The sequence below is a fragment of the Bradyrhizobium ottawaense genome, assembly GCF_900099825.1.
In the GTDB taxonomy this organism is placed as follows: domain Bacteria; phylum Pseudomonadota; class Alphaproteobacteria; order Rhizobiales; family Xanthobacteraceae; genus Bradyrhizobium; species Bradyrhizobium ottawaense_A.
Window position 1 is genome coordinate 5,776,409 of the sequence record NZ_LT629693.1, and the last position, 21,710, is coordinate 5,798,118.

Below are 21,710 nucleotides of genomic sequence, written 5' to 3' on the forward strand. Positions count from 1 at the left end.
AACTCATTGTTCAACGCGAATGCACCAGCGTTTGATGGGCCTCTGACTCTTAAAATCTAATTTAATGGTAGCGGCGGATTTCTAACCTACATGAGCCTCGCGCCTAACGCCTATGTTTCTGCTTTAGGTTCTTGTGGAGAAGCACAATGTCGAAACTTCGTATGGTCGGGGCTACGGCTCTGTCACTCGCGTTAGCTGTTGCAGGCCCGGCCTTCGCGGCGGGGATCGGCGGCGGCGGCGGGGGGATGCATGTAGGCGGCATCGGCGGTGGCGGTGGGATGCACATCGGCGGCGTCGGCGGTGGCGGCGCGATGCACATCGGCGGCATCGGCGGTGGCGGCGCGATCCACATCGGCGGCATCGGCGGTGGCGGCGCGATGCACATCGGCGGCGTCGGCGGTGGCGGCGCGATGCACATCGGTGGCATCGGCGGTGGCGGCGCGATGCACATCGGCGGCATCGGCGGTGGCGGTGGGATGCACGTCGGCGGCGGCGGGTTCCGCGGTGCTCAAGCAAGCATCGGCGATGGCCGAGTTGGCTCAGTGAGCGGCGGAAATTTCACTGGGCACAGCGACGGACAGTTTGCGCACGGCGGGTATCGCGGCGATCGCGACCGGCGCCACGGTTATGACCGAGGAGTCGGCTTTGCTGGCGGATTAGCGGCCGGTAGCGCGCTGGGTTATGGCTACGGTGGCTACTACGACCCCTATACTTATTTTGGATACTACGATCCCAATTATTATAACGACGGCTACGCTTACAACGACCCCGGCTACGACGGGTACTCCGGCTCCGTGGTATCGAGCGGCGCTGATCCTTCCTATTGCGCCCAGCATTACCAGTCCTACGACCCGGTGTCCGGGACGTATCTCGGCGACGATGGTCTGCGACATCCTTGCGGAAAAAACCAAGAAAGAGCCGCGACGGCGGCGATTGCGCAGCCGGCTGGTTCGGGAAATCCAGCCGCAGCTCCGTCGATGAACTCGGACCAGCAATTGCTGCCGGAGGCACTGGTGGGGCACCGCCAGCCGCGTGCTGATCAAGTGACCTCGGAAAAAAACTTGATGAATCCGAACGATCCAGTCAACCAGGAGAACGCGGCGCTCGACCGCATGATCAACGGCATCTGCCGCGGTTGCTAAGTACTCGCCCCTCACCTGATCGCCCGGCCGACCACCTCTTCGGAGCCGCCCTTCGAATACGTGTTGGCGTTACCGTTCTGGCATCGCGGCGCAGCTCGGCATCGATCGGCCGGGCCCAGCACAGAGGGTTGGCGTAAATCGCAGGGCCTGGACCCCGCCTGAAGTAGCGCGCGACGGCCGCAGGGCGTCGCGTCACCACGTAGTGACATTGGGAGAACAGAATTCTGACAACACTGAAAAGGGTGCAACGCTGCCGCACAGCCGCCGAGATTTCCTCGGCTTGGTCATTGAGGGCTCGGCAGTCGCGGCAACAGCTACCTTAACGAGCATTTCGGCCGCCGCGCAGACAAAAGGGCAAACCAGCATGCAAACAACTACGTCGAACACTACAAGGCCCCGGTCCGCTTCGGCCTGGGCGGAGTGCCGCTTGGCAATGAGTTCGCGGTCATCACGGAAAAGGACGCCTAAAGCAGACATTGCGTTGCGAGCATCGAGATCTGATTTTGACCCGAAGCGCCTATGACCATAAGCGAGTGCGTCCGCTCAAGCCCATAGTTGGGGGGTGGTCAAATCTCTGGGGTATTATCGCCGCGGACCGGTGGGTCTAGTTCACGCATAAAATCTAGGAATTAAATACAAAAAGCCACACCGGCCATGAGGCGGGTAAGGTATGAGGTTTGATGTTCGTAGGGGTGGGGGGTAGTCAATTCCTCAGAGCCTCTTTGCTTGCGGACCGGCCCCACTTTCACTCAGGGATTTTTTTCTGCGACCCAAGGTTTTCAGCGTGAGAAATCCGCTCGTGTCCTGGCCGCCGACCGTACGCGGCGAAAACGATTGCTGCATCCGATACTTGCCGACCACCGAAAAAGGCCGGGGCAGCTCTAGCAAGAAACCGGATGATTTATTTTCTGCTCGATTGTTAGAGGGTGCGGCCAAACCGGAGAGCTGAGTTGCGTCCGCGCGCAGCTTTGACGATGGACTTTTTGAAGTCGCGTCGCAGCGGTCTACTTCCGGCACTTGGAAACGAGTTACTATAGTTTTTACGACGGCTCAGTTGGCCTTGCGGCGCAGGAAGGCCGGGATCTCGAGAACGGTTTCCTCGATCGAATTGCGCACACGAGAGGAACGGCCGTGCGGAGCGAGGCCCTGCGGAGCTGCATGGCGCGCATATTCCGAAACCGGCTTTTCCGGTCGCCCTTCGGGGTGGGGGGCCATCGGGCGGAGCGGCGGACACTCTAATTGCGGCAGCGGTGCACTACGCTCGATCCGGTCGGCGTCGCGACGGCTGTCGTTGCGCAGCCTGCCGGCGAGTTCCGTGAGTGAGCTTTCCGCTGGTTGCGTCTGGCGCGCCGGGTCAAGATTATCGATGCCGGTCGCTACCACCGAGACGCGGACGATACCTTCCAGGCTTTCATCGAAAGACGCGCCGACGATGATGTTGGCGTCTGGGTCGGCCTCTTCGCGAATGCGGGTAGCAGCTTCGTCGACCTCGAATAACATCAGGTCCTTGCCGCCGGTGATGGAGATTATGAGGCCACTGGCGCGCTTGATCGAGGGGTCCTCGATCAATGGATTGGAAATCGCGGCCACAGCGGCGGTGAGCACGCGCTTCTCGCCGGAAGCCTCGCCCCTGCCCATCATGGCCTTGCCCTTCTCGCGCATTACGGCGAGAACGTCGGCAAAATCGAGATTGATCAGACCTTCCTTGACTATAAGGTCGCTGATGCAGGCCACACCCGAATAAAGCACCTGATCGGCCAGGGCGAAGGCATTGGCGAATGTGGTCTTCTCGTTGGCCACCCGGAACAGGTTCTGGTTTGGGATGATCAGCAGGGTGTCCACCACCTTCAGCAGTTCCGCGATGCCGGCTTCGGCAAAGCGCATGCGGCGCTGGCCCTCGAAGTGGAATGGCTTGGTGACTACACCGATGGTGAGAATGCCCAGCTCACGAGCGGTCTTGGCGATAATGGGCGCTGCCCCGGTGCCGGTACCGCCGCCCATGCCGGCAGTAACGAACACCATGTGTGCGCCGGTCAAATGATCGCGGATCGCATTGATTGCCTCTTCGGCTGCGGCGCGCCCCACTTCGGGCTGCGAGCCGGCACCAAGGCCTCCGGTCACCTGGGTGCCCATCTGGATGATGCGCTTGGCCTTCGACATGGCGAGCGCTTGTGCGTCGGTATTGGCGACGATGAAGTCGACCCCTTGCAGCCCGGCCGCGATCATGTTGTTGACGGCATTGCCGCCGGCGCCGCCGACCCCAAACACGATAATGCGCGCCTTCATCTCGCGAATATCGGTGATGTTGGTCATTTTTGCCTCACGATTGCTCCGGCAAGCTGGGGAATGAGAGGACACGGATTGCTACCCACACGCCTTGCGGTCTGCTTCCACTATGATCGCGGCTAGATGTCCCAGCCGGCTTGCAGTTCGTCCGTGGCTGTCGATCGAGCGGCCAGCTCGGCCACCGGCCCGCAGAGCCGCCACCTCACCTTCAAGCCGTGCTGTCGCCTCCTTGGCTGCCATAGTCTCGGCAGTCGCCTGCAGCATCTCAACCGTCAGGCGATCGGCGCGCTCGCGCTCGCGCTCGAAATCTGCTCTGTGATCGGCTGCCCTTGCTTCGAGCCGCGCGATCTCCGCCTTCAATGCCTCGATCTTTGCCGCTAATAGGGCGATGTTGCATTCCTGGCGACCACCTGGTGGCCGGGGCGTGTACCGTATTCCAACGAGATCAACGCTCACCAGGGCTTTACCATCATCCGAATGTGAGCGCGGCAACCGGAGGCGCTTGGCAAGCGAACGAGCGGCCTCTCGCGAGATTTTCAGGCGGGCACCTAGAGCGACATATGTCAGCGACTCAACGGACATCGCTGTTCTCCTACAACAACCGGGGGTAATCGGCTGATGATGACCGGGCGATGACCGCAGGCTGGGCCGCGTTGGTTAATAGACTGTTAACGGGCGAGTGGCGATCTGTTACTTGAGCCCCCGGCGGCCGGGATGCGTCAGACCATCTGACTTCACCTCGGAGGCGCCGGCACCGTGGGGGCTTGGCGTGCCAATCTGTGTAGTCCGCGCTACGCCAACCGGTCGGCAAAGAAATGACTGTTCCGGGGCCATAAGCTGACTTGCCGGAAACGTCCATTTCTGAAGCAAAGCGGATATTCAAATTTCGGAAGGAGGTGGGGGGTGGTCAAATCTCTAAAATGGTTTCGCCTGCGGACCGGTGGGTCTGCTTCCTAAGCAAAAAGTTGGAATTAAATACAAAAGCCACCCTCCTTGGTTGAGAGTTACTAAGACCCAACCGACTCGAGCGAAAAGGCTTTTGCAACAATATCTGCCATCTCCGGACTCACGTTAGCGGAGGATGTTTCGAATAGGCCGATCAGCTAAGATGATGGACCTTCTGAAGACCGTAAACCGGTGTGGGAATGCCTTCCATTCGCGCTTTCAACTGGAGCGACAGAAACTGCGAGTAGTGGCGTGACTGGTGCAAGTTACCGCCATGGAACCAAAGCCCCTCCTGCTGCGTCGGCTTCCACATGTTTCGCTGCTCGCCTTCCCATGGGCCGGGGTCTTTGGTCGTATTCGAGCCTAGTCCCCAGACCTTGCCTACCTTGTCGGCGACCTCCCTGGAGATCAAATCCGCGGCAAAACCGTTCATCGAACCGTAGCCTGTGGCGTAAACGACGAGATCAGCTGGCAGCTCGGTGCCGTCGCTCAAGATAACGGAATGTTCGGTGAGTTTTTTGACATCGACCCCGCTCTTTAGCTTGACGCTGCCATTGGCAATCAGTTCCGAAGCACCGACGTCGATGTAGTATCCGGACCCGCGCCGCAGGTACTTCATGAACAGACCAGAGTCGTCGTCACCATAATCGAGCAGGAAGCCTGCCTTCTCGAGGCGATTGTAGAAATCGGCATCGCGTTCCCTGATCGCGTTGTAAACGGGGATCTGGAACTCGTGCAGAATCTTGTAGGGTAGTGAAGCAAAAATCAGGTCGGCTTTGGCCGTCGTCACTCCAGACTGGACCGCCTGCTCGGAGTAAAGCGCGGCCAACCCGAGCTCCATCAGCGAGTCCGACCTCACAATATGGGTCGTCGAGCGTTGAACCATAGTGACGTCTGCTCCGGCTTCCCACAGCGCCGCACAAATATCGTGTGCGGAATTGTTCGAGCCGATCACAACGGCTTTGCTGCTTTTGTATTTGTCGGACCCCGGATGCTGCGACGAATGGTGTTGATCGCCCTTAAAAATATCCATGCTTTCGAATTTCGGCATGCTGGGCTTGGCTGACATTCCCGTCGCAAGTACCAGCTGTTTTGGCTTGAGGACGATTTCCTTGCCGTCGCGCTGCACGACAACGGTCCATTCGCGGCTCTTCTCGTCGTAAGATGCCTTGCTGCATTCGCTTGAGCCCCAGTAATTGAGCTCCATCACCTTTGTATACATTTCGAGCCAGTCCCCGATCTTGTCCTTCGGTGAGAAGACCGGCCAGTTACGCGGAAACGGCAGATAGGGCAGATGATCATACCAAACTGGATCATGCAGGCAGAGCGACTTGTAACGCTTGCGCCAGCTGTCGCCTGGCCTCTCGTTCTTTTCGAGGATGATTGTCGGCACATTGAGCTGGCGCAGCCGGGCTCCCAGTGCGATGCCGCCCTGACCACCACCAACGATAACGCAATAGGGCTGCCGCGAGTAGCCGAGTTCGGCAGCTTCCGCCTCGCGTTCTTCCTTCCACGTTTTTCGATTGCGCTCGGCGCCATGTTTTGCCCCCATCGGACGGTCGAAGCCAACTGGCTCTTCGTGCCCCTTGAGTTCGCTCATGGTCGTCAGCAACGTCCATATCTGGCCGTCCTTCAGGCGCATGTGGCCAAAGCCGCGGGCGACCTCGGTTTCGAACTGTATCCAGCTCTCTATTATTCCGCCTGCTTCAGAGGCGTCCTCTCCGTCCGCAATTTTCCAGTTCGACGGCTTCGTATCGGCGAGCCGCGCCTTGAGCATGTCGCGGACCTGTTCCTTGCCCTCCATCGTCTTAATGTTCCAGGTGAACGTCACGAGGTCGCGCCAGTAGCAGTCCGTCTGAAACAGATCGACGGCGCGTTCCACCTCGCCAGCGGACAGCGCCTTGTCGAGCGCGGCGAGCAAATCAGACACTTTTCCGTCCGGGGCTTTGTCGAGCATGATGTCCTCCCTTGTGCCGATGGCAGAGCTGCGCTCTTTTCTCGTTCCGGCGAACTGAAGCCGAGGCGCCGACGAAAGCGATGAACTCGCACGGTGTCATTCGGTCTTTCAGGACAGATCTAAATTCTAGCACTTTGCGGCGAAGAGGCGAGGGAGAAACAGCCAATCGGGTTAAAATTCGGCCAAGCATCGGATTCCAACACCTGATCTTCAGGGAACGTCCGGTTTTCGGCAAAGCGGGCGTTCGACGAAAACGTCGATCTGCTAAGTGCCGACCTTAGGCATCGCGCCTGGCGCGAGGATCGAGCCGAGTGTTAGCGGTCATGCAGCAGCGTTGCTTTTGTCAATGAGCTCAGAGGGGCCGTTGATCGAGAGCGCGCAAAAACGGTCGGGCAACTCTTCCTCGCGCAGCGCTGCTGCGGCCGCGCTTCACCGCGTCGGAAGGACAAAGATTTGGCCGGGATGAATCAGGTTGGGATTGCGGATCTGCTCGCGGTTCGCCTTGTAGATGACGGCGTATCGAGTGCCCGCGCCGTAGGTGAGGCGGCTAATGCGCCATAGGCTGTCGCCACGGGAGACGGTGGTCGTCGCGATCTTCGGCACCACCACGGCGGAGGCCGAGCCGTCTGGCAGAACAGTCGCCCCGGCGGCAGCCAGCTGCGGCTGCTGTGCAGCGGCAATATCCGGCAGCTTGGACGCTGTGGCCTGCGTCGGCACGGACCCGGTGACCACCGTGTCGGGAACGTTGAATGGCACCTCGGCGCGTGCGCGCACCGCGCCGGAATTCGACTCCACCTCGTCCAGCCTGACGCGATAGCTGCCGGGCGCGACCCCTTCGTTGATCGTGACCGCAAAACGTCCATCGGTGCCGGCCGTTACCGGCGCTAAAAAGCTGTCGTTGAGATAAAGCCTGACTGCGGCGCCGGGGCGCGCGCGGCCGCTCACATGCAACTTGCCGCCCGGCTCGATCTCGACCGTCTCCACAACTACTACCCCGGCCGCCGGGTTCGGCGCGGCCGGCTGCGATAGCACGACGGTGGGTTTGTCCGGGGTCATCAGTGCCACGACCGGCCGGTCGGTTGGTTTCGGCTCAAGCGCCACCGCCACGCTCTGTTTGGACGTGGCCTGCTTGCCGTCCGGCTGCTTGGCGCGCAATGTTAGATCGTAAGTGCCAGAGGGAAGCCGGGGCGGGACCATAACGAATTGTCCGGATTGATCTGCGACCGCGCGATCATGCAACTCGCCATTGCGTAGCAGTTCTACCGTTGCGCCCGGCACCGCCCGGCCCGCGATAACCGCTTCGCCCGTCGCCTCGATGCGGGCAACGTCGAAGGCTGGCACGCCGTCGCTGCCTTCCGCCGGTGGGGACGATGCGGCCAGCATGGCCGCCGCGGCGTTTGCTTCCGCTTGCGCCGCTGCAAGCGTTGCCGCACCCTGATCCAGCGCGCCCGATGCCGGCTTTGAGATCGCCGGCGCGGCGGTTGCGGCCTTGGCCTCAACCGGCGGCTCGCGCCGGACGTGTTGGATGGCAAAGACCAGCGCTAAGCCAAAGGCCGCAACAAATGCCATGAACGGCACGACCATTCGGCTCGTCGATGTGGCAGTCATGGTCTTCGTCCGTCGAGCGGAACTTAGTTCGTCAGCATCATACAGCGTTTTCAGCAAAGTGAGTACCGGTTATTCGGCGAATGTCTCTTGATGGCGCAAAGCGGTCCATCGTGAGCGGAAGGATATCAGCCCTTGAACAAAATGGAGACGGAATAGTCTCGACTGCTACTAGTGGTGTGTACGCAGCCATCGCAAGTTGCGCGAAGCTGACGGACCGCGCAAATGGCGAACAATAAAAATGCTTCATTCGACTGCAGATTTTGCTTTCTTTTCCATTTCCCTTTCGGCCATTGCGACAAAACGTGCGAGCTCACTATCGCGGTTGGGAGCTTATTAGCATCTCCCTTGAAGGTTTTCGGACGCCGGCCCCCCGTGCTTGTGGCCTCGATCCTTCAGCGGCCGGCGTCCGAAACCCTTCACACAATCTGACATCCAAACCGAGAAAATCGGACATCCCTTGTTCGCTTTGTTCGCTTTGGAAATCGACGAGTGGCGAGCAACATCGGGCAAACCGGCTGATCATCTGCGGCCACGGGTTATAGAGAAGGCCGCAACTCACGCTGCTTTCGCGCCGACGAGGTGATCGAATGAGACGCGCAATGTTTGAGCGCGGGCGTCAGCCGCTTCTCAGAGACCTTGCCGTTAGGGAGGATGATTTACTGTTCCGTCGCTGGAACCAAAGTCACACCGCGTTATTGTTCCCCAAAACAATGGAGGAACGTCATGATTTCCAAATGTCTTGCAATAGCATTCCTGGCTATCGCGTCGATGACCGGCGCGGCGGCGGCGCAAACAGCCACAAACCAAGCGGCTTCGACAACCAGTGCTACCACGCACAAGGAGGGTGAATGGCGCGCGTCCAAGCTCGCCGGCGTCGATGTGTACAATGAAGCAAACGAGAAGATCGGCGACATCCACGACGTGATTTTGGATAGGTCAGGCAAGGTGGCCAATGTCATTCTGGGTGTGGGCGGCGTTCTCGGCCTGGGCGAGCGCTACGTGGCGGTCGCCTTCGATAAGCTGAAGTGGGTTGACCAGCCGGTGACCTCGACAACTGCGTCAACAACGTCCGCACCGGCGAGTGCGCCTGCAACTACTTCCGCTCCAGACAGCGCCACGCGAACCACCACCGGTGCCGCAACTACCACCACGACGACAACCACCACAACCAGCGCCAGTACGCGTTGGTATCCCGATCACGCGGTGTATAACGCCACCAAGGACGAATTGAAGGCCATGCCGGAGTTTAAGTACTAATTCTCGACATACGGGGTTCCAGGGCAACTGTTGTCCGGATTCCGGAGTCCGCTTCGATTGCTATACCGCGTTGTACTAAACGATGACAGTCGTGCCGGCGATGCCAGGCCAAGTCTCTCTATTGACACACGACGCTCACCATTGCCGTGCCGCTGTCGATCATATCGAGTCCACGCGCCGCCGCGCGGCTCACGTCGATAATTCGACCACGACCATACGGCCCGCGATCCGTGATCCGCACGACTACAGTTTTGCCATTGCGAACATTGGTCACTAGCACCTTCGTGCCAAACGGTAATATCCGATGAGCAGCAGTAAGCCCGTTCGGGCTGGTTACTTCTCCGCTTGCGGTCCGCCCGCCGCCATAGAATGCTGCAAGACCGCTTTCAGCGTGAACTGGACAGATCGATATCGATGACAAAGCCGCAGCCAATGAAAATGTAACGAGCATCATCAGATCTGAACGTCCAGCGATCTACTAAGTTACCCGAACCGCGTGCAGCATCATTCAGCTAAAGCTGCAACTATCCTTGCGGCCGTTAGGATTGCGATTTCAGGTCAATCCTAGTTCGGATTTGCGTTTCACGCGCCGATCTCAAGTCTTCAGTCGAGCGGCTTGTCGTCGTCGGTTGATCCGGAAATGGCTGGCGGCCCGCCAGAGATCCGGACATACAGTTTTAAATAATGCCTCAAGGTTGAGCTGTTTTGCTCAGACTCCATGCGGACAACGGCGCAACTGTGTGTGTCGACATAAGCGGCCGGGGCCGTAAATCTTGATGCATGGATTCCGGCGACCAGCGTGTGCTCGGAAGTCAACCCGCCGAATTCGGCTTCGGCTTTTTGGCGAACTTCCGCTGGGAGGATGCAATGAGCCTGCCCGTCAGCATCACTGGCGCTTCGACCGCCAATCCACAGCGACGAGAGCGAAGGAAATCGCGGGCCCCCCGGCGACTGCCTGCGACCGAAGCGCAGCAGCACGACATAGTCCACGACATCGTACTGGAAACAGCGGTCACTGTCGCGCCTGATCCAGCACCGGGGCAGGTGCCTGTCGACGGACTGCCCACCGCCGCCGTGATCGACCAGATGTGGCAGACCAATCCGCTCCAGAAGCTCCTGCCCGTGGATTGGGAAGCGATCACGCAGGCTCTCTCGACGCTGGGTGCCCGGTCGATGGCAGATCCGGTGAGCGCGACAACGGTGGCCGCGAAACTGAATATGAGGCTGTGGCAGGAAGCGGCGGATACGTGGATCGGCACCGCATCGCGCTGGTGGGGACTGGCGACGCCAACCGAAGATAAACTTCGGGGCCCCGCAGCCGACCGCCGCTTCGAGGCGCCGGAATGGGAGCAGCACCCGTTTTTCCGGGTCCTTAAGCAGTGCTATCTCGCGATCGCCGCCCAGCTTCGCGAGGAAGCCGACCGGGAGGTTCCCGATCCGACCGAACGGCATCGCCTCATGTTCCACGTCCAACAGTTGATCGATGCGACGAGTCCTACCTTGTTTTTGCCGACGAACCCGGCGGCTCTTCGCAAGGCGTTGGAGACGGGTGGCGGCAGCGTGGCTGACGGCCTGCGTAATCTGGTTGCCGATCTGCGCGAGGGTCGGATGACTATGACCGACACCGAAGCTTTCGCGCCAGGAAAGAACCTCGCCATCACGCAAGGGAAGGTCGTCTACCGAAACCGCCTCATCGAGCTGATCCAGTACGCGCCGCTCACCACGCAGACCTACGCGGTACCGCTGCTGTTCATTCCGCCCTGGATCAACAAGTTCTACATTCTCGACCTGCAGCCCAAGAACAGTCTCGTCCGCTTCCTCGTCGAGCATGGCTTCTCGGTATTCATGATTAGCTGGAAAAACCCTGACGCATCAATGCAGGGAATCGCGTTCGAGGACTACATGACCGATGGGCCACTGACCGCGAGCGATGCGGTGCGCGAGATCATGGGGGCGGCATCTGTCAACCCGGTCGGGTACTGCATTGGCGGAACGTTGCTCGCCATGACGCTGGCCTATTTGGCGGCGCGGGAAGACGACCGCTTCGGTCCGGCCACCTTCATGGTTTCGCTGCAGGATTTCTCCGAGGTCGGGGATACAGCTGTTTTCATGGACGAGCCCCAGATCGAGTTCATGGAGCGACGCATGCTTGAGCGCGGCTATCTCGACAGCAGCGACATGGCGAAGATGTTCAATCTTCTGCGCTCCAATGACTTGATCTGGAACACGTTCATCAACCGCTATCTCATGGGGAACAAGCCGTCCGCCTTCGATCTGCTCTATTGGAACGACGATGGCACCCGTATGGTCCCCTCGGCGCACGGCTTCTATCTCCATAACACCTATCTCGAGAACAACCTGGTCAAACCGGGGAAGATCTCACTTCTCGATCAACCGATCGATCTGCGTCGTATTCGCAAGGACATCTACGCAATCGGCGCCGAGAGGGACCACATCGTTCCATGGATCTCGGCTTGGCGGATAGCGCAGCTGACAAGTGCGAAGACGCGCTTCGTGCTTGCAGCGAGTGGGCACATCGCCGGCATGATCAACCCGCCGGCCGCAGGCAAAGGCGGCTACTGGACCGACGAGACCGGCGATGCGGCGGCGGCCGGGACGGCGGCGGCTTGGCTGGCTGGCGCGAAAAAGCACGAGGGCAGCTGGTGGGGCGATTGGACCAAATGGCTTGAGGCCCGTTCCGGAAAGAGAATGCCGGCGGCGGCTGTCGGCAGTGCTGCCTACCCGCCGATCCAGGACGCACCGGGAAGCTATGTTCTGGAAAAATAGCATGGGGGATCTGTCCCTATCGGACATCAAATCTGGAGGCATTTGTGTGCAGATCTTGACAGCAGCCAAAAGTGAATTGCGGGTTTCCGTACAATCCAGGAGCGCGGTCCGATGAATGAGCTCGGAGGTTACGCATTTGCAGATCTGCGGGTCGGGATGTGCGCCACGTTCGCCAAGACCGTCACGGAAGCCGACATCGTCCTGTTCGCCGCAGTGTCCGGCGACAACAACGCCATCCACATCAACGAGGAGTTCGCGGCAGGCACCATTTTCAAGGGCCGCATTGCCCATGGATTGCTGTCGGCAAGCGTAATCTCCGCGGCGATCGCCAACAAGCTGCCCGGTCCGGGCAGCATCTACGTGTCGCAAAGCCTGCGATTCAGGGCGCCTGTCCGGGCCAACGATACTGTCCGTGCGACCGTCACGGTCAAAGAGATGATCCCAGTGAGATCTCGCGTCTTGCTCGCCACGGTTTGCACGGTTGGCGGACTGGTGGTGATCGAGGGCGAGGCCCTGGTCGCACTCCCTGCTCCCTCCCCCCCCGAATATCTCAGTCCGGTCGCGTTCGAAAAAGAGGCTGCCCTTGCTTAGGAGGTCGTCCACGGAAACGGCAGCAGGCCAATTCAATGTGTCACGCGACACTCGTGGAACCGGTACAGCGCCGACAACAATCTCGAGGAGAGGGCAATGACGACGTTATTGGAAATCAACACTCAGAGAGGCGGCCCGTACAGTGCTGGCCTGGGTAAGACCGAGGCGAACTACGCCTCGCTCTCGCCGCTGAGCTTCTTACCCAAGGCCGCCGAGACCTATCCCAACGGGATCGCCGTTATCCACGGCGAACAACGCAGGACCTGGGCAGAGACCTACGCACGCTGCCGCCGTCTCGCATCGGCTTTGCACAAGCGTGGGATAGGTTCCGACGATACCGTCGCGGTGATGGCGCCCAACGTTCCCGCCATTTACGAGGCCCATTTCGGCGTCCCGATGATCGGCGCGGTGCTGAACACGCTGAACATCCGCCTCGACGCCGAAGCGATCGCGTTCCAGCTCGCGCATGGCGAAGCAAAGGTACTGATCACCGACCGCGAGTTCAGCGGAACCATACAGCGCGCGTTGCAGCTGATGGAACGCCGGCCGCTGGTGATCGACATCGATGACAAGCTGCACGCGGGCGGCACCCTGCTCGGAGAGAAGGACTACGAAGCGTTCCTGGAGGAAGGCGATCCCGATTTCGCCTGGTCCCTGCCGGAAGACGAGTGGCAGGCCATCGCGCTAAACTATACCTCTGGCACCACGGGCAACCCCAAGGGCGTGGTCACGCATCACCGCGGAGCATACCTGAACGCTTTGTCGAACATCGTATCCTGGGCCATGCCGGCACACGCGGTCTATCTTTGGACGCTGCCCATGTTCCACTGCAATGGTTGGTGTTTTCCCTGGACTATGGCGGCCATCGCAGGGACGAATGTCTGTATCCGGCGGGTTGACGCGAAGCTGGTCTTCCAGGCAATCCGCGAAGATGGGGTCACCCACATGTGCGGCGCCCCGATCGTCTACAACATGTTGATCAATGCTGCAGGCGACTTGGGCGGCGGTTTCGGCCGCAAGGTGAGCGGCTTCATAGCTGGCTCCGCTCCCCCCGCTTCCGTCATCGAGGGCATGGAGCGCATCGGCTTCGACATCACCCACGTGTATGGCCTGACCGAAACCTACGGCCCGGCGTCGGTGTGCGCGAAACACGAAGAATGGGGATCCATGCCGCTGACCGAGCGCGCCCGGCTGAACGCGCGCCAAGGCGTTGCCGGTCTTGCGCAGGAGGCGATGGCAGTCCTCGACCCGGACACAATGAAGCGGGTGCCGTCGGACGGGGAGACTGTCGGCGAGATCATGTTCCGCGGCAACATCACGATGAAGGGCTACCTGAAGAACCCCTCCGCCACGGAAGAGGCTTTCGCCGGGGGTTGGTTCCACACCGGGGACCTCGCGGTGATCGAGCCTGATGGGTACGTCCGCATCAAGGATCGCTCGAAGGACGTGATCATTTCCGGTGGCGAGAACATCTCCTCCATCGAAGTCGAGGACATTCTGCACCGCCACCCCGCGGTGGACTCGGCCGCGGTGGTGGCCAAGCCCGACCCAAAATGGGGCGAGGTGCCGTGCGCTTTCATTGAGCTTCGGCCAGACGCAGCAGCAACCGAGGTAGAGATCCGCCAATTCTGCCGCGAGCAGATGGCCGGCTACAAGGTGCCAAAGCGTGTGGTGTTCGGCCCGATTCCGAAGAATGCGACCGGCAAGATCCAGAAGTTCAAGTTGCGCGAAGTCGCAAAGGGGCTGGGGTCATGACCTATGCAGCCCCCCTGGACGACATGCGGTTCGTGCTCAACCGTCTGGCCGGTTTGCCGGAGATCGCCACTTTGCCCGGCTTCGAGGACGCCGATCCGGACCTTGTCGAGGCCATCCTGATCGAGGCAGGCCGTTTTGCCGGCGAAGTGTTGGCGCCGTTGAACTCAACCGGGGACCGCCAGGGCTGCCGCTGGTTCGATGGGAAGGTCGCTACGCCGGACGGCTTCCCCGCGGCCTATCAACAGTTTATCGAAGGCGGCTGGCACTCGATGCCAGCCAGCACCGACATCGGCGGCCAGGGAATGCCAGCGTTGGTGTCGAGCGCGGTAGCCGAGATGTGGAAATCCGCTAATCTGGCCTTCTCGTTATGCCAGATGCTGACCATGGGGGCCGTTGAGGCGCTCGCGAATCATGCGTCTGACACGCTCAAGCAGCGCTTCCTGCCGAAGATGGTCGCTGGCGAGTGGACTGGAACCATGAACCTGACCGAGCCGCAGGCAGGCTCCGACCTCTCCGCAGTGCGCACGCGGGCAGAGCCTGACGGCGACCACTATCGCCTGTCTGGATCGAAGATATTCATCACCTGGGGCGAGCATGACGTCGCGGAGAACGTCATCCATCTCGTCCTCGCCAGATTGCCCGACGCGCCCCAGGGCACGCGCGGGATTTCGCTATTCATCGCGCCGAAATTCCTGGTCAATCCGGATGGCAGCCTCGGCGCGCGCAACGACCTTGTTTGCGCCTCCATCGAACACAAGCTCGGCATCCATGGCTCGCCCACGGCCGTGATGTCATACGGCGACAAGGAAGGGGCGGTCGCCTACTTGGTGGGCGAGCCGAACCGCGGTCTCGAATACATGTTCACGATGATGAACCATGCCCGGCTGAATGTGGGGCTCGAGGGCGTGGCGGTCTCCGAGGCGGCCTACCAGCACGCCGTCGCATATGCCCGCGGTCGGGTGCAGGGCAAGCCGATCGGCGGCGCCGAACGCGACCCGATCATCCACCACCCCGACGTGCGCCGGATGCTGATGGATATGCGTGCGCGCACCGAGGCGATGCGCGCGCTCGCCTACTGCACGGCCGCCTGCATGGACCGCGCCCGGCATCATCCGGACCCCGCGGTGCGGGCGCCCAACCAGGGCCGCGTCGAGCTGCTGACCCCGGTGGTGAAAGGCTGGTGCACCGAAAGTTCAATCTTGATCGCCTCTACCGGAATCCAGGTGCATGGCGGAATGGGCTATGTAGAGGAGACCGGCGCCGCACAGTATCTGCGCGATGCCCGTATCACCACCATTTACGAGGGCACCACCGGCATTCAGGCCAACGACCTGCTCGGCCGCAAGCTGGTTCGTGACAAGGGGCTGAATGCGGGAGCGCTGATCCGCGATATGACAGCGGAGTTGGACGCGTTGGCACTCACCAACGACGCGGACCTGTCAGCGATTGCGTCTGCGTTTAAGGCGGCGCTCGGCGCGTTCGAGGAGGCTACCGCTTGGCTGCTGGCGCGTTACGATAGCGACCCGCGCGAAGCGGTTGCCGGGGCGGTCCCGTATTTAAAGCTTACCGGTATTGTCGTGGGCGGATGGCACATGGCGCACGCCGCACGGATCGCTCGCGATCTGTTGTCGGCCGGCGAGGAGAACACCGCCTTTCTGCACGCCAAGATCGCCACCGCGCGCTTCTACGCCGAGCACGTACTGCCGGAGGCCGCCGCATCACGGGACGAAATCACGACTGGCGCTGGCTCGACGTTGGCGCTGGAGGAGATGTCATTCTAATTTTGCCTGTACGTAGATGAGTTGTGTGCCGGGTTGGCGCTTTCGTATGCAGGGAGGGGAACGCCTCGCCTTCGCGCGGATGATCGTCAGCCGATGGATGTCCCCGTCGGAAATCTCATCCGAACATGGTGATGGTGCAATCCACCGAGAATTGACAGCGGTAGAATGCCTCAGACGGCCTGAATGGCACGTCGCATGGGAGCGTCCTTGCCCAGTTGAAGCAGCCGATTGAATTCGATGCGATAGACGGGCAGGCGGTTGATATCGTGTTCGTGCTTCTGTTGCCCGCGAATGTGGAGAACGAGCAACTTGGTGCGCTTGCCCTTGTCGTCTGGACGCTAAGGCCTTCCGAAACTCTCGGTCGGTTGCGTCGTGCAAGAGATGCTTCCGAGCTTTACTCGGTAATGGTCTGGGCAGACCGAGTGTGATCTGGCTGTTTCTGGCTCGTGTCCAAGAGCGGAGCCCATTTGCAGGCGGTTGAAGTCGAGAAGGTAGCGTGCAGGCTAGACGCTCGCTGAAATTCTTAGCCGCAAAGCACCGCTCGTTGTACGGCCGCTTTTGTGAAGGTTTGCGGATGGCGGCCCATGAAGGTGGCGCGGTGGTCACGGGGGCCGGCGTACGCAAACCTCCAGGGGAGGAAACCGCGGGAGGCGTGGCGAGGTGGTGCGTCAGGCGCTATGGGGATTTAGCTGCTGCCGGTCTTTTTCCGAGGTGGGTTGGGAGCTTTCTCGGCAGGCGATCGCGGGCGCTACGAAGCGGGTCGGCCGGTTGCAAGGAGCAGAATCGGAGTTGCGCGGCGGTGATGGAATGAGACGGCGACTATCGTGAGCAGCGCGACGGCGAGCATGGTCATTGCCGACCGATAGCCGGCGCAGCGGAACTGCAGCACTGGGATGTTGCATCGAACGTGATCTGATCATGATGTGTCGATTCTGATCGTGGCAGGGGCTGCGGCGGGACGGGTGCGCGGTGAGCATCCGCGCTGGAACCTCTCGATGATAATCATGCGACCGCCGCAGCACGGGCACGGCTGCGATAGCGGCTTGGGTTCCTCAGTCTCGGCGCGCCTTGTATCCGCGGCCTCGGGCTGTGCCGTTGATGGGTCGAGCAATCGGCGCGCTCGGACGATGTTACCGGCGCGCGTGCCGCTGGCGAGCAGGCCGTAGTGGCGGATGCGGTGGAAGCCGTGCGGCAGGACGTGGGTCAGGAATCTGCGGATGAACTCGGCGGTACCGAGTGTCATGACCTTCTGGCGATCACGACCTTCGGTGCGATAGTCCTTCCATCGGAAGGTGACGCCGTTGCGGTCGCAGGCAATCAATCTGCTGTTGGCGATGGCGACACGGTGGGTATAGCGCGACAGATAGGCCAAAACGGCCTGTGGCCCGCCGAACGGACGCTTGGCATAGACCACCCATTCGACACGGCGCAATGGGGCGAGATACGCGACGAACGCCTGTGCGTCAGCGAGGGCGGCGTGGCCGCCGAAGAACTTCAGGTGGCCGGCTTTGTGGGCCGCGATCAGCTTCTCCAGGAACAGTCGGCGGAACAGGCGAGAGAGCACGCGCACCGGCAGGAAAAAGCCGGGCCGGCACGCCACCCAGCGCTCGCCGTCGAATGAGATTCCGCCGCCCGGCACGATCATGTGCACGTGCGGATGATGGGTCATGGCGGAGCCCCAGGTATGGAGGACCGAGGTGATGCCGACGCGGGCGCCGAGGTGCTTGGGGTCGGCTGCGATGGTGATCAGGGTCTCGGCGGATGCCTTGAACAGCAAATCATAAATGACAGCCTTGTTCTGGTAGGCGATGTCGGCGACGGCCGCCGGCAGTGTGAACACGACATGATAGTACGGCACCGGCAGCAGGTCGGTCTCGCGCGCGGCCAGCCAGTCCTTTGCTGCCGCGCCCTGGCACTTCGGGCAGTGCCGGTTGCGGCAAGAGTTGTACGAGATCTGGCTGTGCGCGCACTGCTCGCAGCGCGCGACATGGCCGCCGAGGGCCGCCGTGCGGCAGTTCTCGATCGCCGACATCACCTTGAGTTGGCCGAGGCTGACATGGCCGGCATTGGCCCGGCGCCATGCCGGGCCGTGGCCGCGGAAGATATCCGCGACCTCCAGCGATGGACGCGACACGCGCCGCGCTTCAGGCGGGCGGTTCGGCGCCCTCCCTGAGCTTGGTTGTAATGCGATCGAACGGGCTCACGATCTCCCGGATGGTCTTGGTGGCGACACGCGTATAGAGCGCGGTGGTGTCGAGCTTGGCATGTCCCAACAAGACCTGGATCACCCTGATATCGGTGTTCTGCTCCAGAAGATGCGTCGCAAAGCTGTGTCGCAGGGTGTGCGGGGACACCTGCTTGCCGATCTCGGCCATCTGGGCCGCGGTATCGCAGGCGCGCCTGAGCTGGCGCGCTGACATCGGGTTGACCGGGTTCATTCCGGGAAACAGCCACCCCTGTGGACGTGCCGCGTTGTACCAGGCGCGCAACAGCTCGAGCAGATGCGGCGAAAGCATAACGTAGCGGTCTTTGTGGCCCTTGCCCTGTTCGATCCGGATCACCATGCGCTTGCTGTCGATGTCGGATACCTTCAGCGCGACCACCTCGGACACGCGCAATCCGGCTCCATAGGCTACACTCAATGCCGCCTTGTATTTGAGCTCCGGTGCCGCATCGAGAAAGCGGGCGACTTCTTCCGGGCTCAGGACCACCGGCAGCTTGCGGGGCACGTGGATAAACTGGGTGTGGTTCACGATGTCGGCGCGCCCGAGCGTGATCTTGAAAAAGAACCGCAGTGTCGAGACGCTTTGGTTGAGGGTCGGAACGCCGGCACCGCTCGTCGCCAGATGGAGCTGATAGCGGCGTACGTCTTCAAAACTCGCCGTGTCGGGCGAGCGGCCGAGGAAGGCAGCGAAGTGCTTGACCCTCTGCACGTAGTCATGTTGGGTCTTCGGCGCGAACTTGCGGATCGTCATGTCTTCGATCATGCGCTGCCGCAGCGGGCTTATGGCCTTATCGGTCATGAGGGATGCTCCTGTCTTGATGGAGGTTGCGAACCCCTCATCTCAAGACAGGACGCCCCGCCGCGCTATCGTGTTGGCTGTGCTGCCAGCCGCAGGCGCCCTACCGCGCGAGCGGTTTAGTCCATTGGCGCAAAGCGGACGTTCGTAAAAACAGCGACGTCGCTTATTCACGCAATACTCGGACAACGGGAAACACTTTTTGGTCTTTTGGCCGGCTAACGGAGAGGGCGCCACCGAAGCGTTATATCTATTGGTCGCAGCAGTTGCTGCTTATTTTCTATTCCGCTTCAGAACGTGGCGATCATCAGGGAAACACAATGATCCCATACCTTAGCTAAGTGAGCTCAGACGTCGCCTTGGATAGGAAATTTGGAATCCAATCAAATGAGGGTGTGATGGCTGTAAGAGCAAGAGAGAAGTCAGCGAAAAATCTGAAACGGGTCAATACGGTTGAGACGAGCAAACGAAAAACGCCCGTTACGAAAGGGTCCCACGATGCGATAAGAATCGTTCCTCTCGCTGTGCCCGATCAGTTGAGAGAACGACCTCTTGGCCATCCGCCACCTCAACCCCCGGTTCCGCATCTGACTTATCGAAATGGACCTCTTATCCGATCCGCTCAGGTTTTCACAGTATATTGGGGTAACGCTTGGACTGGCGCCTTGAGTGGACTTGCTACTCAGATAAATCAGTTTTTCAGTTTCGTTCTGACAAGTTCACTAATCGACCAGCTTACTGAATACAGCGTACCGAACTTCGCAATCTCTCATGGCAGTTTCATTGGAACGGTTAGCACTTCAACTCCCGCCTTGGGCGCAACCGTGACCGATGCAGATATTCAACAAATGCTACAGCAAGAGATTGCCAGTTCTGCAGTTCCCGCCCCTTCCGCGAATACTCTTTACTTCATCTATCTCCCGCCCGGAGTAACCGTTACAATGGGAGGATCGTCTTCATGCCAAGCTTTTTGTGGCTACCACAATCATATTTCCGGGCAGATCTTTTATGCTGCCATGCCCTATCCTGGTTGCAATGGTTGTTTGGGGAGCCTTTCAACGTTCGATGCAATTACGAGTGTGAGTTCTCACGAACTTTGTGAAGCCATTACCGATCCAATCCCGGGTCAAGGTTGGTACGACGATACTTTTGGCGAAATAGGCGACACTTGCGCTTGGAAGACAAAGCAAATCGGCAACTACGTTGTGCAAAAGGAGTGGTCCAACCGAACCGTTGGTAGTTCCAAATCGCCCTCGACTCCGCCAAAAGGATCGCGCGCCTAGCGACTTTCGACCGAACTGATACAAACGCCTTCGACCATCGATAGCAATGCAGATACTTCTTGTGCGCTAGGCACTTTGGGTCAAGTCCGACCTTTCGGGGAACGACCGCTATTGGCGCAAAGCCGACGTTCGCCGGTGTGCGGAGTGCCAGAACCGGTCTTTGCGTGCCCTGTTAGGGCGGTGGGCCCGCGTTGCGACATCGGATTGCCGCGTTTCAGCGCGCTTTCAAGGGAAGGACAAAGATCTGGCCGGGATATATACGATTTGGATCTCGGATCCGGTCTCGGTTCGCTTTGTAAATGACCGCGTATCGCGTGCTCACGCCGTAGGTGACACGGCTGATGCGCCACAGGCTGTCGCCACGAGATACGACCGTGGTCGCAATCTTGGGCTCGACCACGGGGGACGATGAGCCTCCATCTGACAGACGGGCGGCAGCAGTTGCGCGCGGCAGCTCTGAAACAGCAACGTCCTGCCGCTTCGCAATATGCAGAGGAGGCTGGGAGAGTAGGCGCGCTTGAGGCGACCTAGTGGCGCGATCCAGGGATAATCGATTTGTCGCCGCCGTCTCTGGAACATTGAACGGCACCTCAGCGCGCGATCGGTTCACGCCGGAACTGGACTCAGTCTCGGCTAACGCGACCACGACGCCTTGCTTGGATGTTGCCATCGTGCCGTCGGGCAATCTAGACCTCAACGTCAGCTCGTAATCCCCAAGAGGCAGGCGGGGAGGGACCATAACGAATTGTCCAGATTGATCTGCTGTCGCTCCATCAAGGCGCTCGCCGTTTCGCAACAGTTCCACAATCGCGCCTGGCGCTGCCCTGCCAGCGATGACTGCGTCGCCCGTTCGCTCAATGCGGGCGATGTCGAAGACGGGCACAGACTCGTCGGTGACCGGCGGGGGTGGCGAAACGGCAAGTTCAGCTGCCACGGCGTTTGCGTCAGCTTGCGCTGTTGCGAGCGCCGCCGAGCTCTCATCTCGAGCGCTCGATGCAGGTGACGAAACCGCTGGCGCCGCGGTTGCGACGCCCGTTTCAACCGGCGGGCTCGCGCCGAATGTGCGTGATGCCGAAGACAAGTGCTGCACCACATGCTGCAACAAGCGCGAGAGACGGCACAACTGTTCGGCTCATCGATGTGGCCGTCATATTACGCGATCCTCAGCCAGACCGTCACCGGCTGACCCTGCGCTGATTTTTTCCACTCATCAAGTCCGACTAACCGGATATTCTATCGGTCAGTTTTGCTGACCAATGCACATCGTGGAGAAACGCGGATAGACCGTGTGAGCCCTC

Annotated in this window: 15 protein-coding genes and 1 pseudogene; 8 read left to right on the top strand and 8 right to left on the bottom strand. The window is 60.4% G+C overall.

Going from position 1 to position 21,710, the window contains the following annotated elements:
* Positions 1-146: 146 nt before the first annotated feature.
* Positions 147-1,142: a BA14K family protein gene (locus tag BLR13_RS26995; RefSeq protein ID WP_083387577.1), complete on the top strand. Its 996-nt coding sequence runs from the start codon at positions 147-149 to the stop codon at positions 1,140-1,142.
* A 1,359-nt stretch (positions 1,143-2,501) separates the two neighbouring features.
* On the opposite strand, the pseudogene ftsZ reads toward BLR13_RS26995, so the two are convergent.
* The 4 genes and pseudogenes from ftsZ to BLR13_RS27020 form a co-directional block, all read right to left on the bottom strand.
* Positions 2,502-3,455, bottom strand: a pseudogene (gene ftsZ / locus BLR13_RS27005) (cell division protein FtsZ); the annotation flags it as partial.
* A 51-nt stretch (positions 3,456-3,506) separates the two neighbouring features.
* Positions 3,507-4,010: a hypothetical protein gene (locus BLR13_RS27010; RefSeq protein ID WP_074817656.1), complete on the bottom strand. Its 504-nt coding sequence runs from the start codon at positions 4,008-4,010 to the stop codon at positions 3,507-3,509.
* A gap of 517 nt (positions 4,011-4,527) precedes the next feature.
* Positions 4,528-6,330, bottom strand: a complete 1,803-nt coding sequence (locus BLR13_RS27015; protein WP_074817654.1) for an NAD(P)/FAD-dependent oxidoreductase — start codon at positions 6,328-6,330, stop codon at positions 4,528-4,530.
* A 429-nt stretch (positions 6,331-6,759) separates the two neighbouring features.
* The gene (locus BLR13_RS27020; RefSeq protein WP_074817652.1) at positions 6,760-7,938 is read right to left on the bottom strand and encodes a LysM peptidoglycan-binding domain-containing protein; all 1,179 of its coding nucleotides are present in this window, start codon (positions 7,936-7,938) and stop codon (positions 6,760-6,762) included.
* Positions 7,939-8,661: 723 nt separating this feature from the next.
* Here BLR13_RS27020 and BLR13_RS27025 point away from each other — a divergent pair.
* On the top strand, positions 8,662-9,195 hold the full coding sequence (locus BLR13_RS27025) for a PRC-barrel domain-containing protein (RefSeq protein WP_074817650.1): 534 nt from the start codon (positions 8,662-8,664) through the stop codon (positions 9,193-9,195).
* Between the two features lie 118 nt (positions 9,196-9,313).
* Here the strand turns inward: BLR13_RS27025 and BLR13_RS27030 are convergent, their stop codons facing one another.
* The gene (locus BLR13_RS27030; RefSeq protein ID WP_074817647.1) at positions 9,314-9,649 is read right to left on the bottom strand and encodes a septal ring lytic transglycosylase RlpA family protein; all 336 of its coding nucleotides are present in this window, start codon (positions 9,647-9,649) and stop codon (positions 9,314-9,316) included.
* Positions 9,650-9,975: 326 nt separating this feature from the next.
* Between BLR13_RS27030 and BLR13_RS27035 the strand changes: the two genes are divergently transcribed.
* From BLR13_RS27035 to BLR13_RS27055, 5 genes are all read left to right on the top strand, one after another.
* Entirely contained in the window at positions 9,976-11,982 is a 2,007-nt protein-coding gene (locus BLR13_RS27035) for a PHA/PHB synthase family protein (protein WP_244524945.1), read from the top strand.
* Between the two features lie 111 nt (positions 11,983-12,093).
* Positions 12,094-12,573 (top strand): MaoC family dehydratase, encoded by a 480-nt coding sequence (locus BLR13_RS27040; protein ID WP_074817645.1) that lies wholly within the window; start codon positions 12,094-12,096, stop codon positions 12,571-12,573.
* A gap of 96 nt (positions 12,574-12,669) precedes the next feature.
* The gene (locus BLR13_RS27045; RefSeq protein WP_074817644.1) at positions 12,670-14,328 is read left to right on the top strand and encodes an acyl-CoA synthetase; all 1,659 of its coding nucleotides are present in this window, start codon (positions 12,670-12,672) and stop codon (positions 14,326-14,328) included.
* A complete protein-coding gene (locus tag BLR13_RS27050; protein ID WP_074817642.1) occupies positions 14,325-16,109 on the top strand; it encodes an acyl-CoA dehydrogenase in 1,785 nt (594 codons plus the stop codon). The genes BLR13_RS27045 and BLR13_RS27050 overlap by 4 nt, the downstream gene beginning before the upstream one ends.
* A 179-nt stretch (positions 16,110-16,288) precedes the next feature.
* A complete protein-coding gene (locus tag BLR13_RS27055; RefSeq protein WP_079585816.1) occupies positions 16,289-16,537 on the top strand; it encodes a PTS sugar transporter subunit IIA in 249 nt (82 codons plus the stop codon).
* A 488-nt stretch (positions 16,538-17,025) separates the two neighbouring features.
* On the opposite strand, the gene BLR13_RS27060 is transcribed toward BLR13_RS27055, so the two are convergent.
* Positions 17,026-18,243 (bottom strand): IS91 family transposase, encoded by a 1,218-nt coding sequence (locus BLR13_RS27060; RefSeq protein WP_074814607.1) that lies wholly within the window; start codon positions 18,241-18,243, stop codon positions 17,026-17,028.
* A 10-nt stretch (positions 18,244-18,253) separates the two neighbouring features.
* Positions 18,254-19,132, bottom strand: a complete 879-nt coding sequence (locus tag BLR13_RS27065; RefSeq protein ID WP_074816409.1) for a tyrosine-type recombinase/integrase — start codon at positions 19,130-19,132, stop codon at positions 18,254-18,256.
* Positions 19,133-19,794: 662 nt separating this feature from the next.
* Here BLR13_RS27065 and BLR13_RS40405 point away from each other — a divergent pair.
* A complete protein-coding gene (locus BLR13_RS40405) occupies positions 19,795-20,412 on the top strand; it encodes a hypothetical protein (RefSeq protein WP_143039662.1) in 618 nt (205 codons plus the stop codon).
* 214 nt (positions 20,413-20,626) lie between these two features.
* Here the strand turns inward: BLR13_RS40405 and BLR13_RS27070 are convergent, their stop codons facing one another.
* The gene (locus BLR13_RS27070; protein ID WP_074817638.1) at positions 20,627-21,346 is read right to left on the bottom strand and encodes a LysM peptidoglycan-binding domain-containing protein; all 720 of its coding nucleotides are present in this window, start codon (positions 21,344-21,346) and stop codon (positions 20,627-20,629) included.
* Between the last annotated feature and the right edge of the window lie 364 nt (positions 21,347-21,710).